Below are 13,506 nucleotides of genomic sequence, written 5' to 3' on the forward strand. Positions count from 1 at the left end.
TAGCGGTTTCTTTGCCGAGATTCTACTTCATACAATCAATAGACCAACCGCCTTGTCTTAAAGTCGAATATCATCATCTTCCGCTTGAGCCCCCCTTGCCCGGCTGTATGATACATGTACGGGAAATTGCTTGACCGAGGGGCCCTGACAAAAACTGGGCAAGCAATAGGAGTTCATTTGACATACGGGACTGCCGATCCGGGCGACGGCAAGGGCGCCAAGAGCACGCTGGCCAGTTCAGTGTACCACCAACTCCGCGATGATCTTTTGCGCGGCGCGCTGGAGGCCGAGAGCAAGCTGCGTGTCGAGTGGGTCGTTTCGCGCTACGGCGCGGGCGCGTCACCGGTGCGCGAGGCCCTCAACCGCCTTGCCGCCGAAGGCCTGCTCGGGCGGCATGACCAGCGCGGCTTCTTCCTCATGCCCGTCAGCGCCGCGGAACTGGAGGAACTGACGCGCACGCGGTGCTGGCTGGAGGAACGGGCGCTGCGCGAATCCATTGCTCACCGCACGGCCGAATGGGAAGAACAGCTGGTGCTGGCCCTTCACCGCCTGGCCCGCGCCGAGCGTCGCCTGCCCGACGACCCGGCAACCAACAACCCGGAATGGGAGAAGCTGCATCGCGCCTTTCATCGCGCGCTGATCGCGGCATGCAGGTCGCATTGGCTGATCGGCTTTTGCGACCAGCTTTCCGACCAGGCCTCGCGCTACCGGCTGATCTCGCAGGAAGGGCCGGGGATGGGGCGCGACGATCTTGGCGAGCATCGCATCATCGCCGAGCGCACGCTGGATGGCGACGCCGACGGCGCGGTCGAGGCGCTTCTCAACCACTACCGCCTCACTGCCGCGATGTGCATGGAACGCTTCGCCCAGGGCTATGACCCGAGGGCTGGCGTCCGGAAGGCACGCCGCAGATAGCGGGTGAAAGGCACCCCGCAGTTTTTGCTCCGGGCGCCAAATCTGATATTCGCTCAGGCGAGCGCAACGCATGTGCCATGCGGCGTCCGCGCCTGAGGAACATTGCATGACCAACCATCTTTTCGACGCCTTCCGTTCCCGCATGCCGGCGCCCGGCCGGTTGCTGATGGAGACGGATGACGGCCGTTTGATCACCTATGGCGACATGCTGGCGAAGTCGGCACAGCTGGCGCAGGCGCTGGCGCAGGCGGGCGTCGAGCCCGGCGATCGCGTCGCGGTCCAGGTCGAGAAGAGCCCGGAGGCGGCGCTGCTCTATCTCGCCTCGTTGCGCGCCGGCGCGGTCTTCCTGCCGCTCAACACGGCCTACACGCTGCCCGAGCTCGACTATTTCTTCCGCGACGCCGAGCCGAAGCTGATCGTGTGCGATCCGGACCGGCTTGCCGGCGTCGAGCCGCTTGCCGCGTCGATCGGCGCTACGGTGCTCACGCTCGGCCGCGACGGACAGGGAACGCTGGCCAGCCAGGCTTCGCGGCAGGCGACGGAGTTTAGCGACGTCGCGCGCGGGCCGGACGATCTTGCCGCCATCCTCTACACATCCGGCACGACCGGCCGCTCCAAGGGCGCGATGCTCAGCCACGAGAACCTTGCATCCAATGCCAGCGTGCTGGTCGAGCAGTGGCGCTTCGGCGCCGACGATGTGCTGATCCACGCGCTGCCGATCTTCCACACGCATGGCCTGTTCGTCGCCACCAACGTCATCCTGATGGCCGGGGCCAAGATGTTCTTCGAGCAGAAATTCGATCCCGCGCGCATCCTGTCGCTGATGCCGCGCGCGACGGCCTTGATGGGCGTGCCGACCTTCTATGTGCGGCTGCTGCAGCAGGAGGGCCTGACGCGCGAGGCGACGAAGACGATCCGGGTGTTCATCTCCGGCTCCGCGCCGCTCTTGGCCGAGACGCACAAGGCCTGGCGCGAGCGGACCGGCCACGCCATCCTCGAGCGCTACGGCATGACCGAGACCAACATGAACACGTCCAACCCCTATGACGGCGAGCGGCGCGCCGGAACGGTCGGATTTCCCTTACCCGGCGTCTCGCTGCGCATCACCAACCCCGAGGATGGCAGGCCACTCGCCCAGGGCGAGATCGGCATGATCGAGGTCAAGGGACCGAATGTGTTTGCCGGCTATTGGCGCATGCCTGAGAAGACCAGGGCCGAGTTCCGGGACGACGGCTTCTTCATCACCGGCGACCTCGGGCTGATCGACGCCGACGGCTATGTCCACATCGTCGGGCGCGGCAAGGACCTGATCATCTCGGGCGGCTACAATGTCTATCCGAAGGAGATCGAGAGCGAGATCGACGCGCTCGACGGCGTGGCCGAAAGTGCGGTGATCGGCATAGCGCATCCCGATTTCGGCGAGGGCGTGACGGCGGTGGTGGTGCGCAAACCGGGATCGGCGATCAGCGCCGCCGACATTGCCGGCGCCATTGCTGGGCGGCTGGCGAAATACAAGCATCCGAAGCAGGTGATCTTCGTCGACGAACTGCCGCGCAACACGATGGGCAAGGTGCAGAAGAACGTGCTGCGTGAGGCGTATAAGAATATCTACGCGGCGCATTGAGCCGGCTAACGGTACAGTGGCAGGGTCGGCGCAGATCGCATACGGTGACCCCGTTGAAGAACGCGGCTGCGTAAAGCAACATCGGTCGCGATCCTTCGCGCCCCCCTCTGTCCTGCCGGACATCTCCCCCACTTGGGGGGAGATTGGACGTCACCGCGGCGTTCGCCAATCGCCAACGTTGCAGCAGCGAGCGGGGCGCCAAAGCTGCCAATCTCCCCCCTTGTGGGGGAGATGTCCGGCAGGACAGAGGGGGCGCTGTCCCGCCAGCGTTTCAAAGAGAGGCTCAGGCGCTAAAAACCTTCTCGCCACCAATCCAGACATTCTTCACATCCAGCCCCTCCGACAGGCCGACGATGTCGGCCGCCGTGCCGTTGGCGAACCGCCCGAGCCGGTGCGCCTGGCCGATGGCCTCGGCGGGATAGAGCGAGGCCATGCGCAGGGCCTCGTCGAGATCGAGCCCGATGACGCGATGGACGAAGCGGATGGCGGAGATCATGTCGAGGTCGGCGCCGGCCAGCGTGCCGTCGGCGAGCCGCAGACTCCCGTCCTTGCGGTAGATGATGCGGCCGTTCAGCGTGAATGACGTCATGTCGGTGCCGATCGTCGCCATGGCGTCGGTGACGAGCACGATCTTGCCAGGCCCCTGCTTGCCGCGCAGCGCAAGGATCATCGTCGCTGGATGAACATGGATGCCGTCGGCGATGATGCCGGCATACAGGCCGCCCGTGTCGATCGCCGCGCCCGCCAGGCCCGGCTCGCGGTTGCCGATTTGGCTCATGGCGTTGAACAGATGCGTGACCACCGTGGCGCCGGCGGCGGCGTAAGCGCTGGCCGTTGCATAATCGGTATCGCTGTGGCCGAGGCTGACGACGACGCCGGCCTTGGCCAGCGCCGTGACGCGATCCGGCTGAACGGATTCCGGCGCGATGGTGGTGAGCAGAACGGGAAGCTCCCTGCGCGCCGCGATCAGCGCCGCCTGGTCGGCATCGGTCATCGGCCGGATCAGCGCCGGATCATGCGCGCCCTTGCGGGCGATGGAAAGATGCGGCCCCTCCAGATGCAGGCCGAGGAAGCCCGGCACCTTTTCCTGGGCCGCATCACCGCCGGCAGCGATGGCGGCGGCGGTGATCGCCGGCGTGTCGGTGATCAGCGTGACCAGCAGCGCCGTGGTGCCGAAGGGCGCATGCGCCCGGCAGATGGTTTCGATCGAGGCGACATCGGGATGGTCGTTGAGCATGACGCCGCCGCCGCCATTGACCTGGATGTCGACGAAGCCAGGCACCAGCAGGCCGCCGCCGGTTTCGACCGCCGGAACGCCGGACGGAATGGCGCCGGCGGGCAGGATGGCCTCGACCACGTCGCCCTTGACGACAAGGGCGGCGTTGTCATGCCAGTCGGCGCCGTCGAAGATGCGGGCGCCGGTGAGTGCGAAACGGTCGCTCATACGGTTTCTGTCACCTTGCGCAAATTGCGCGGCGTGTCGGGGTCGAGACCGCGATGGCGCGCGAAGGCCTCGACGAAGCCGTAGAAGGACACGATCAGCGGCAGCGGATCGGTCAGCGGGTGGCCGGTGGCGACATGGGGAAGAAGCCTCGCGGCCTTGGCCTTGTCGGAGGTGATGAAGGCGGCGGCGCCCTTGGCCGTCAGACCGTCAGCCGCCTCGGCGACCGAGGGTTCGGATGCATCGCGAGCGGCAAGCGCCAGCACTGGAAAGCCCGGTCCGACCAGCGCCAGCGGGCCATGCATCACTTCGGCGGCACTGTAGGCCTCGGCGTGCATGGCGCAGGTTTCCTTGAATTTCAGCGCCGCCTCGCTGGCGATCGCGAAGGAGGGGCCACGGCCGAGGATGAAGAGCGACTGCGGGTCCTCCAGGGCACCCGCGAGCGCCATCCAGTCGCAGGCGATCGCCTTCTCGAAATGGGCCGGCAGGCCGGCGAGCGCCTTGAGCAGTGGCTGGTCATCGGTGGCATGCGCCATCAGCGCCAGGCCCGCGACCGCCGAGTTGACGAAGGTCTTGGTGGCCGCGACGGAGCGTTCTGGCCCGGCGAGGATATCGATGGCGTAATCGGAGGCGCGCGCGAGCGGCGAGTCGGCGGTGTTGGTGATGGCGACGGTGAGCGCGCCGCCCGCCCGCGCGGTTTCGGCCATGGCGACGATGTCCGGGCTCTTGCCGGACTGCGAGACCGCCAGGCAGGCCGAGCCGCGCAGCCTGAGCTTCGCGCCGTAGATGGAAGCTATCGACGGCCCGACGGAAGCGACCGCAAGGCCGGCCGTCAGCTCGACGGCATATTTCATGAAGGTTGCGGCATGGTCGGATGAGCCGCGCGCCACGGTGACGACGAATTGCGGGTCACGCTCGCGCAGGCCGCGACCGGCCTCGGCCAAAGCCGAAGCCGAGCCGTCGAGAAGGCGGGCGGCGGCTTCCGGGATCTCGTCGATCTCGCGCCGCATATGCGTGGTGTTGGCGCTCATGGCCGGATCTCCTCTCCCGGCCCGGTCAGCCGGAGTTCCGCGACGAAATCATAGGCGTCGCCCCTGTAGACCGAGCGGGTGAACTCGATCACCTTGCCGCTCGCCAGATAGGAAATGCGCTCGATCTGCAGTCCGGCAACCCCCGGCGGCACTTCCAGCAGGCGGGCGTCGGCGTCACCGAGATTGGTGGCCGAGATGCGCTGCACGGCGCGGACCGGGCGATTGCCGGTCATGCCCAGCGCGGCATAGAGCGAGGAGCCGATCGCTTCGGGATCGGGCAGGACGCTGGCCGAGAGCGCCGCGCGCTCGATCGCCAGTGGCGTGTCGTTGGCAATGCGCAGGCGCGCGACGCGCGCCACCAGCTCGGTCGAGGACAGGCCAAGCACCATCATCTCCTCCGGCGACGGCGCATAGAGGCCGCGGTCGAGCCAGACCGAGCGCACGCTCATGCCGCGGCGCGCCATGTCCTCGGTGAAGGAAGTGAGCCGCGACAGCGACTGCTCGACGCGCTCCATGCGCGGCGCGACGAAAGTGCCCGAGCCATGGCGCTGGACGAGGATGCCGCCCTTGACTAGGTCCTGCACGGCCTTGCGCACGGTGACGCGCGAGATATCGGCCTTGCTGGCGATGTCGCGCTCGGACGGTAGCGCGTCGCCCGGACCAATCAGGCCGCGATTGACCGCTTCCTCGATGCTTTTCCGCAGCTGCAGATAAAGCGGCGCGCCACTCTGCGAGGATTCTTTCAGCATGGCGAAGATCTGGTCGGCGGCGCTCATCGCGGCGCCTCCGAGCCACTCGCAAACAGACGCACGGCCATCTGCACGGCGCCGCCCAGCGCATCGTCGAGCGGCGCTTTGAGCAGCGCCTGGTAGCGCGCCGACAGGCGCGGCGCGTAGAGCGGCGCCAGGCCGCCGAGCAGGCAGAGCGGGGCGTCGTCGGCAAGATCGAGCGCGCCGAGCGAAGCCTCGACATCGGCCACCGCCTTGGCGAGGATGAAGTTGGCGACAAGATCGCCCTTTTCGGCATGCTCGAAGACTTTTGGCGCGAAGCCGCCGAAATCACCGGGCTTGGCGTTGGTGGTGAATTCGACCACGTCCTCCGGATTGTTGCGGAAGACGGCGAGCATGGTGTCGGTCAAGGGCGAGCCCGGACGGATGCCGTCATAGGCGAGCAGCGTCTGCTCCAGCAGGTCACGGCCGATGCGGGCACCGCTGCCCTGGTCGCCGACCTGGAAGCCCCAGCCGCCGATGGCGCGCGATTTTCCACCCTCGCGCGCCATGTAGGCGGTGCCGGTGCCCAGAATCGCCATGGCGCCGTCACCGGAGCCGACCGCGCCCTCGAGCGCGATCTCGGCATCGGTCTCGACCCGACTGCGGCTGAAGGGCAGGATCGCCTCGAGCTGCTGCCGGTAGGTGCCGACATTGGCGCCGGCGAGGCCGAGAATGGCAGGCGTCTGCGGGATCAACTCCGGATCATGGCCGGCCGCGAGGAAAGCCTGCCTGGCCGCCTCGACGATGTTGGCGCGGGCGCCGGTGAGATCAGTGCGGATGTTGGCGGCGCCGCTCTTGGCGCGGCCGACGACGGTGCCGTCGACAGTCGCAAGGGCCGCCCTGCAGCTGGTGCCGCCGCCATCGATGCCAAGCACGAATTTCACGCGATTTCTCCTCGGGGCCGGATAATACCAATAAAATACCAATAGCCAAGCGTTAATTTCGGTTCAAAAAAGATTAAGCCGTATTTTATTGAAAACCCACGTTAATTTGCCGGCAAGTGAGTTCCGACGCCTGAAATTCGTTAATGCGTGTGGACAAGTGGTATTTTTTTGGTATTGTTCGTTCAGGTCGGAGGAAAATGGATGGCCGAGACGCGCACGGAAGCGCTCCACCAGAATGCCGAGGGGCTGGATGTCCAGGCCCCGGAAGCCATTCTGGCGTTCCTGGCCAACGCCCAGATCGAGGCCGCCAAGGCCGTGCACGGAGCCATTCCGGCGATCGCCGTTGCCGCCGAACTCATCGCCAAGCAGTTGAAGAGCGGCGGCAAGCTTGCCTATGCGGCGGCGGGCAGCTCCGGCCTGATGGCCGTGGCCGACGCGCTGGAACTGCCCGGCACCTTCGGCATTGCGCGCGACCGCATTGCCATCCTGATTGCCGGCGGCGACGACGCCTTCCGCACGCTGGCCGGCGGACCGGAGGACGACACCGGGGAAGCTTCGTCGGCTGTTGCCGCGGCCGCTATCGGCAAGGGCGACTGCCTGATCGCCATCTCCGCCAGCGGTTCCACGCCTTATGCCGTTCGGGCGCTCGAAGACGCGCGCAGCCGGGGCGCGGCGACCATCGCCATTGCCAACAACCGGGGTGCGGCGCTGTTCAAGCAGGCCGATGTCGCCATCCTGCTCGAAACACCGCCGGAGCTGATCGCCGGCTCGACGCGAATGGGCGCGGGCACCGCGCAGAAGATCGCGCTCAACATGCTGTCGACGCTGACCGCCATCCATCTCGGCCATGTCCATGACGGCTACATGGTCAATCTCACCGCCGACAACATCAAGCTGCGCGACCGCGCCGTGCGCATGGTCGCCGCCATCAGCGGCAAGAGCCGCGACGACGCCATCCGCCTGCTCGAGGAGAGCGGCGGCGTGGTCAAGACCGCCATTCTGCTCGCCGCGGGCGCGGCAAACGCCGATGCGGCCGAGAAGATACTGGAAGGAACCGGCCAAAAGCTGCGGCCGGCGCTTTCCGAGATCGAGGGGAGCAAGGGGCGCTGAGCCTCTGTTCTCATCAAAACCGAACCTGAAAAAGGTCAACAGGGAGACTGAAGATGAAGACCAAACTACTGACGGCCCTTCTGCTCGGCACAAGCATTCTCGGCACCACCGGGATGGCCCTGGCCGAGGACGTGACGCTCAACATCGAAAGCTGGCGCGGCGACGACCTGACCATCTGGAAGGACAAGCTGATCCCGGCCTTCGAAGCCAAGAACCCCGGCATCAAGGTGGTGTTCGCGCCTTCGGCCCCGACCGAGTATGACGCAGCACTCGGCGCCAAGCTCGCCGCCGGCTCGGCCGGCGACCTGATCACCTGCCGCCCCTTCGACAAGTCGCTCGAACTGTTCAAGAAGGGCAACCTTGCCGACATCTCCTCGCTGCCCGGCATGGACAACTTCTCGCCCGTCGCCAAGGCCGCCTGGCAGACCGATGACGGCAAGTCGAGCTTCTGCGTGCCGATGGCCTCGGTCATCCACGGCTTCATCTACAACAAGGACGCCTTCGACAAGCTCGGCCTCAAGGTGCCGACCACGGTCGACGAGTTCTACGCCGTGCTCGACAAGATCAAGGCCGACGGCACCTATATTCCGATGGCGATGGGCACGAAGGATCTCTGGGAAGCCGCGACCATGGGCTACCAGAACATCGGCCCGAACTACTGGAAGGGCGAGGAAGGCCGCGCGGCGCTGATCAAGGGCGAGCAGAAGCTGACCGATCCGCAATGGGTCGAGCCGTTCAAGGAACTGGCCAAGTGGAAGCCCTATCTGGGCGACGGCTTCGAGGCGCAGACCTATCCCGACAGCCAGAACCTGTTCACGCTCGGCCGCGCCGCCATCTACCCGGCCGGCTCGTGGGAGATCGGCCTGTTCAACACGCAGGCGCAGTTCAAGATGGGCGCCTTCCCGCCGCCGGTGCAGAAGGCCGGCGACACCTGCTACATCTCCGACCATACCGATATCGGCATGGGCCTGAACGCGGCATCGAAGCATCCGGAAGAGGCCAAGAAGTTCCTGTCGTGGGTCGCTTCGCCGGACTTCGCCACCATCTATGCCAATGCGCTGCCGGGCTTCTTCAGCCTGAACTCGACGCCGGTGAAGATGGAAGACCCGCTGGCGCAGGAATTCGTCTCCTGGCGCGGCAAGTGCAAGTCGACGATTCGCTCGACCTATCAGATCCTGTCGCGCGGCACGCCGAACCTCGAGAACGAGACCTGGGTTGAATCGGCCAATGTGATCAACGGCACCGATACGCCGGAAGCCGCGGCCAAGAAGCTGCAGGACGGTCTCGACAGCTGGTACAAGCCGGCGAAGTAAGAGCATTGATTGCGATGCCGGCCGGGCCCAGGCCCGGCCGGCGTTCAAACAGGTCCAGATAGCGATTGTCGGCGCAGCCTCCCGGTCTTACCCTCGATCTCGCGGGGAAGACGGAGCCGATCTGTCGCTGGCCTTGTCTTGCCCCCAGAGGGGACAGCCGGGCCGTGCATTGAGGCATCAGCTAGCATCACCGAACTGGAACCCAGAGACGGCGGGGAACCCGAACTCATGGACACCGAAACCATGGCTGAAGAAACGCGAGCGAAAAGACCGATCCGCTGGCATGTCGGCGTCTTCCTGGCGCCGGCGGTGCTGGTCTACACCGCTTTCATGATCCTGCCGCTGTTCGGCACGCTGCAGCTCTCGCTGTTTCGAAACATCGAGCAGTCGCAAGTCTTCGTCGGGCTTGGGAATTTCCGCACGCTGTTCGGCGATCCCAACTGGTCGGTGAATTTCTGGAATGCGCTGCGGAACAATATCTGGTTCTTCATCATCCATATGCTGGTGCAGAACCCGATCGGCATCCTTTTGGCCGCGCTGCTTTCCAGCCCCAGGCTGCGCTTCACCGCCTTCTACCGCACGGCGATCTTCGTGCCGACGATCCTGTCCTTCGTCATTGTCGGCTTCGCCTGGAAGTTGATCCTGTCGCCGATCTGGGGCGTGGCGCCGCATCTGATGGATTTCGTCGGCTTGAAGAGCTTCTTCACGCCGTGGCTCGGCAAGGAGCAATATGCGCTGACCGCGCTCAGCCTGGTCTCTGTGTGGCAGTTCGTCGGCATCCCGATGATGCTGATCTACGCCGCACTTCTGTCGATCCCCGACGAGGTGATCGAGGCGGCCGAATGCGACGGCGTCACCGGCATGGCGCAGTTCTGGAAGATCAAGCTGCCGCTGATCCTGCCTTCGATCGGCATCATCTCGATCCTGACCTTCGTCGGCAATTTCAACGCCTTCGACCTGATCTACACCGCGCAAGGTGCGCTGGCAGGGCCGAACTATTCGACCGACATCCTCGGCACCTTCCTCTACCGCGCCTTCTTCGGCTTCCAGCTGCAGGTCGGCGATCCCAATATGGGCGCTGCGATCGCAACGATCATGTTCCTGATCATCCTCGCCGGCGTCTGCGTCTACCTGTTCCTCGTGCAGACGCGCCTGCGTCGCTACCAGTTCTGAGGCGCGCCATGAGCACAGCCACCCGTTCGCTTCCCCGCACCATCGGCGCCCACGCGATCCTTATCACCTACACGGTGATCGCGCTGTTCCCGGTGATCCTGGTGGTGATGAACTCTTTCAAATCCCGCGCGGGTATCTTCGGCGCGCCGCTGACGCCGCCGACGCCGAAGACCTTCGACCTGATCGGCTACACCACCGTGTTCGGCCAGGGCGATTTCTTTCACTATTTCCAGAACAGCCTCGTCGTCACAGTCGCCTCGTTGTTCTTCGTGCTTTTGTTCGGCGCGATGGCCGCCTTCGCACTGTCGGAATACCGCTTCCGCGGCAACACGCTGATGGGGCTCTACCTGGCGCTCGGCATCATGATCCCGATCCGCCTCGGCACCGTCGCCATCCTGCAATTGATGGTGGCGAGCGGGCTGGTCAATACGCTGACGGCGCTGATCCTGGTCTACACCGCGCAAGGCCTGCCGCTCGCGATCTTCATCCTGTCGGAATTCATGAAGCAGGTGTCCAACGATCTGAAGAATGCCGGCCGCATAGACGGGCTTTCCGAATACACGATCTTCTTCAGGCTGGTGCTGCCGCTGGTGCGCCCGGCTATGGCGACGGTCGCCGTCTTCACCATGATCCCGATCTGGAACGATCTGTGGTTCCCGCTGATCCTGGCGCCGTCTGAAGAGACCAAGACGGTGACGCTTGGCGCGCAGCTCTTTCTCGGCCAGTTCGTCACCAACTGGAACGCGATCCTGGCGGCGCTGTCGCTGGCGATCCTGCCGGTGCTGATCCTCTACGTCATCTTCTCGCGGCAGCTGATCCGCGGCATCACCTCGGGAGCGGTGAAGTGAGCGAGGGCTGCAATTCCTACTAGGTCAGCACCTCATCCTCTCAAGAGAAAGTGGAGCAGTCTGTGAGCGATAAACCCCTTCGCGTCGTCGTTGCCGGCCTCGGCAATATGGGCCGCAGCCATGCGCTGGCCTATCACACCAATCCCGGCTTCGAGATCGTCGCGCTGGTCAACCGTTCCGACGTGCCGCTGCCGGACCGACTTGGCGGCTACGGCATCCGCCGCTCCTTCGAGGACGTGTTGCGCGACGAGAAGCCCGACGTCGCCGCGATCGCCACCTATTCCGATAGCCACGCCGACTATGCGGTGCGGGCTTTGGAGGCCGGCTGCCATGTCTTCGTCGAGAAGCCGCTGGCAACGACGGTTGCCGACGCCCAACGCGTCGTCGACGCCGCCAAGGCCAACGGCAGGAAGCTGGTGATCGGCTATATATTGCGCCATCATCCGTCCTGGATCCGGCTGATCGCCGAGGCGCGCAAGCTCGGCGGCCCGTATGTCTTCCGCATGAACCTCAACCAGCAGTCCTCCGGCCATACCTGGGAGACGCACAAGCAGCTGATGCAGACGACCTCGCCGATCGTCGATTGCGGCGTGCACTATCTCGACGTCATGCTGCAGATCACCGATGCGAGGCCGGTCGAGGTGCGCGGCATGGGCGTGCGCCTGACCGACGAGGTGGCGCCGTCAATGTACAATTACGGCCACCTGCAGGTGCTGTTCGAGGACGGTTCGGTCGGCTGGTACGAAGCCGGCTGGGGGCCGATGATTTCGGAGACCGCCTTCTTCGTGAAGGATGTGATGTCGCCCAGGGGCTGCGTCTCGATCGTGATGAAGGAGGGCGTGAAGTCCGACGACATCGACACCCATACCAAAACCTCGACCATCCGCCTGCATAGTGCGGCGACCGGACCCGACGGCAGCTTCGCCAAGGAAGACCAGTTGCTGTCGATGGAAGGTGAGCCGGGCCACCAGGAACTCTGCGACCTGGAGCAGGCCTTCCTGCTCAAGGCCATCCGCGAAAATATCGACCTCACCCGCCACATGGACGATGCCGTGAAGTCGCTCGCCGTCTGCCTTGCCGCCGACGAGAGCGTGCGCAGCGGCAACGCCGTCAAACTCTAGAACAGGAACGAAGCCGTGGGCTCGCTGAAGATCGAGAATGTGAAGAAGGCTTTCGGGCCGGTCGAGGTGCTGAAGGGCATCGACCTTCAGGTCAATGACGGCGAATTCGTCGTCTTCGTCGGCCCGTCCGGCTGCGGAAAATCGACCCTGCTGCGCGTCATCGCCGGGCTGGAGGATTCGACCTCCGGCCGCGTGCTGATCGACGGCGCGGATGTCTCGGTCACGCCGCCGGCGAAACGCGGCATCGCCATGGTGTTCCAGACCTACGCGCTCTACCCGCATCTGACGGTGAAGAACAACATGGCGCTGGGCCTCAAGCAGGCCGGCACGCCGGCTGCCGAGATCGAGCGACGCATCAAGATCGCTTCCGCCATGCTGTCGCTCGAGCCCTATCTCGAGCGCCGGCCGGCGGAATTGTCGGGCGGCCAGCGCCAGCGCGTCGCCATCGGTCGCGCCGTGGTGCGCGAGCCGAAACTGTTCCTATTCGACGAGCCGCTGTCGAACCTCGACGCGGCGCTGCGCGTCAACACAAGGCTGGAGATCGCGCAGCTGCACCGGCGGCTGAAGGCGACGATGATCTACGTCACCCACGACCAGGTCGAGGCGATGACGCTGGCCGACAAGATTGTCGTGCTCAATGCCGGCCGGATCGAGCAGATCGGCAGCCCGATGGAGCTCTACAACGCGCCGGCCAACGAATTCGTCGCCGGCTTCATCGGTTCGCCGAAGATGAATTTCATCGACGGCGCGCGGCTCGGCGAAACGGCGAAGACCATCGGCGTGCGGCCGGAGCATCTGACGGTCGATACGAAGTCCGGCGCCTGGAAAGGCACGGTGGTGCATGCCGAGCATCTGGGCGCCGACACCAACCTCTATCTCGACTGCGAGAAGGCCGGTCTGATCACTGTGCGCATTTTTGGCGTGTACAATGCCGAGCCGGGCGCGACGCTCTACGCGACGCCGGACGCGGCGAAGACGTATCGGTTCGGCGCGGATGGGAAGGTGTTGAGGTAGGTGGTGCGACTTCTCCTTGTCCGCTTGCGGGAGAAGGTGGCCGCGACGCGGCCGGATGAGGGGTGTTGGAAGGATCTCGGAGCCGCAGAATAGGTGCTTAAAGCGCCTTATCTCCGCGCGCCTCATTTCTTCCAACACCCCTTGTGTGTTTGGAATCGTGCATGTTGAGGGTGCCACGGACCAGGTGTTTGCCTGATCCGTGGCGGCGATCGAGAGCCCGTCACCCCTCAGGTAGCCTAAACCGTGGATGAGCTGGGGCCCG

Annotated in this window: 12 protein-coding genes; 8 read left to right on the forward strand and 4 right to left on the reverse strand. The window is 65.0% G+C overall.

The window, feature by feature from the left end; genetic code table 11:
- Positions 1-177 precede the first annotated feature (177 nt).
- Together EN852_RS26645 and EN852_RS26650 are read left to right on the forward strand one after the other, a co-directional pair.
- Complete coding sequence (locus EN852_RS26645) at positions 178-915, forward strand: GntR family transcriptional regulator (protein ID WP_189546186.1); 738 nt, start codon at positions 178-180, stop codon at positions 913-915.
- 106 nt (positions 916-1,021) lie between these two features.
- Positions 1,022-2,539, forward strand: coding sequence for a malonyl-CoA synthase (locus EN852_RS26650; RefSeq protein ID WP_127878601.1), 1,518 nt, complete (start codon positions 1,022-1,024; stop codon positions 2,537-2,539).
- Positions 2,540-2,822: 283 nt separating this feature from the next.
- On the opposite strand, the gene nagA is transcribed toward EN852_RS26650, so the two are convergent.
- The 4 genes from nagA to EN852_RS26675 are packed head-to-tail and all read right to left on the reverse strand — an operon-like array spanning position 2,823 to position 6,665.
- Positions 2,823-3,983: an N-acetylglucosamine-6-phosphate deacetylase gene (nagA, locus tag EN852_RS26660; protein ID WP_127878603.1), complete on the reverse strand. Its 1,161-nt coding sequence runs from the start codon at positions 3,981-3,983 to the stop codon at positions 2,823-2,825.
- Complete coding sequence (locus EN852_RS26665) at positions 3,980-5,011, reverse strand: SIS domain-containing protein (protein WP_127878605.1); 1,032 nt, start codon at positions 5,009-5,011, stop codon at positions 3,980-3,982. The genes nagA and EN852_RS26665 overlap by 4 nt, the downstream gene beginning before the upstream one ends.
- Positions 5,008-5,787 carry a GntR family transcriptional regulator gene (locus EN852_RS26670; protein WP_127878607.1) on the reverse strand — a complete coding sequence of 260 codons (780 nt, stop codon included), beginning with the start codon at positions 5,785-5,787 and terminating at the stop codon, positions 5,008-5,010. Before EN852_RS26670 ends, EN852_RS26665 begins: the two co-directional genes overlap by 4 nt.
- The gene (locus tag EN852_RS26675) at positions 5,784-6,665 is read right to left on the reverse strand and encodes an N-acetylglucosamine kinase (protein WP_127878609.1); all 882 of its coding nucleotides are present in this window, start codon (positions 6,663-6,665) and stop codon (positions 5,784-5,786) included. The genes EN852_RS26670 and EN852_RS26675 overlap by 4 nt, the downstream gene beginning before the upstream one ends.
- Positions 6,666-6,866: 201 nt before the next feature.
- Between EN852_RS26675 and EN852_RS26680 the strand changes: the two genes are divergently transcribed.
- The 6 genes from EN852_RS26680 (at position 6,867) to EN852_RS26705 (ending at position 13,244) form a co-directional block, all read left to right on the forward strand.
- Positions 6,867-7,775 carry an N-acetylmuramic acid 6-phosphate etherase gene (locus EN852_RS26680; RefSeq protein WP_127878611.1) on the forward strand — a complete coding sequence of 303 codons (909 nt, stop codon included), beginning with the start codon at positions 6,867-6,869 and terminating at the stop codon, positions 7,773-7,775.
- A 53-nt stretch (positions 7,776-7,828) separates the two neighbouring features.
- Positions 7,829-9,088, forward strand: coding sequence for an ABC transporter substrate-binding protein (locus tag EN852_RS26685; RefSeq protein ID WP_127878613.1), 1,260 nt, complete (start codon positions 7,829-7,831; stop codon positions 9,086-9,088).
- Positions 9,089-9,331: 243 nt separating this feature from the next.
- Positions 9,332-10,261 (forward strand): sugar ABC transporter permease, encoded by a 930-nt coding sequence (locus EN852_RS26690; protein ID WP_127878623.1) that lies wholly within the window; start codon positions 9,332-9,334, stop codon positions 10,259-10,261.
- Between the two features lie 8 nt (positions 10,262-10,269).
- A complete protein-coding gene (locus EN852_RS26695) occupies positions 10,270-11,109 on the forward strand; it encodes a carbohydrate ABC transporter permease (protein WP_127878495.1) in 840 nt (279 codons plus the stop codon).
- 62 nt (positions 11,110-11,171) lie between these two features.
- On the forward strand, positions 11,172-12,230 hold the full coding sequence (locus tag EN852_RS26700; protein WP_127878615.1) for a Gfo/Idh/MocA family oxidoreductase: 1,059 nt from the start codon (positions 11,172-11,174) through the stop codon (positions 12,228-12,230).
- A gap of 15 nt (positions 12,231-12,245) precedes the next feature.
- Complete coding sequence (locus EN852_RS26705) at positions 12,246-13,244, forward strand: ABC transporter ATP-binding protein (RefSeq protein WP_112128391.1); 999 nt, start codon at positions 12,246-12,248, stop codon at positions 13,242-13,244.
- Positions 13,245-13,506 lie beyond the last annotated feature (262 nt).

The organism is Mesorhizobium sp. M2E.F.Ca.ET.209.01.1.1 (genome assembly GCF_004010375.2).
GTDB lineage: Bacteria > Pseudomonadota > Alphaproteobacteria > Rhizobiales > Rhizobiaceae > Mesorhizobium.

Bases quoted from the DNA above. Each gene is read 5' to 3' on its own strand.
- EN852_RS26650 (WP_127878601.1), top strand. From the start codon at position 1,022: ATGACCAACCATCTTTTCGACGCCTTCCGTTCCCGCATGCCGGCGCCC.
- nagA (WP_127878603.1), bottom strand. From the start codon at position 3,983: ATGAGCGACCGTTTCGCACTCACCGGCGCCCGCATCTTCGACGGCGCC.
- EN852_RS26665 (WP_127878605.1), bottom strand. From the start codon at position 5,011: ATGAGCGCCAACACCACGCATATGCGGCGCGAGATCGACGAGATCCCG.
- EN852_RS26670 (WP_127878607.1), bottom strand. From the start codon at position 5,787: ATGAGCGCCGCCGACCAGATCTTCGCCATGCTGAAAGAATCCTCGCAG.
- EN852_RS26680 (WP_127878611.1), top strand. From the start codon at position 6,867: ATGGCCGAGACGCGCACGGAAGCGCTCCACCAGAATGCCGAGGGGCTG.
- EN852_RS26685 (WP_127878613.1), top strand. From the start codon at position 7,829: ATGAAGACCAAACTACTGACGGCCCTTCTGCTCGGCACAAGCATTCTC.
- EN852_RS26690 (WP_127878623.1), top strand. From the start codon at position 9,332: ATGGCTGAAGAAACGCGAGCGAAAAGACCGATCCGCTGGCATGTCGGC.
- EN852_RS26695 (WP_127878495.1), top strand. From the start codon at position 10,270: ATGAGCACAGCCACCCGTTCGCTTCCCCGCACCATCGGCGCCCACGCG.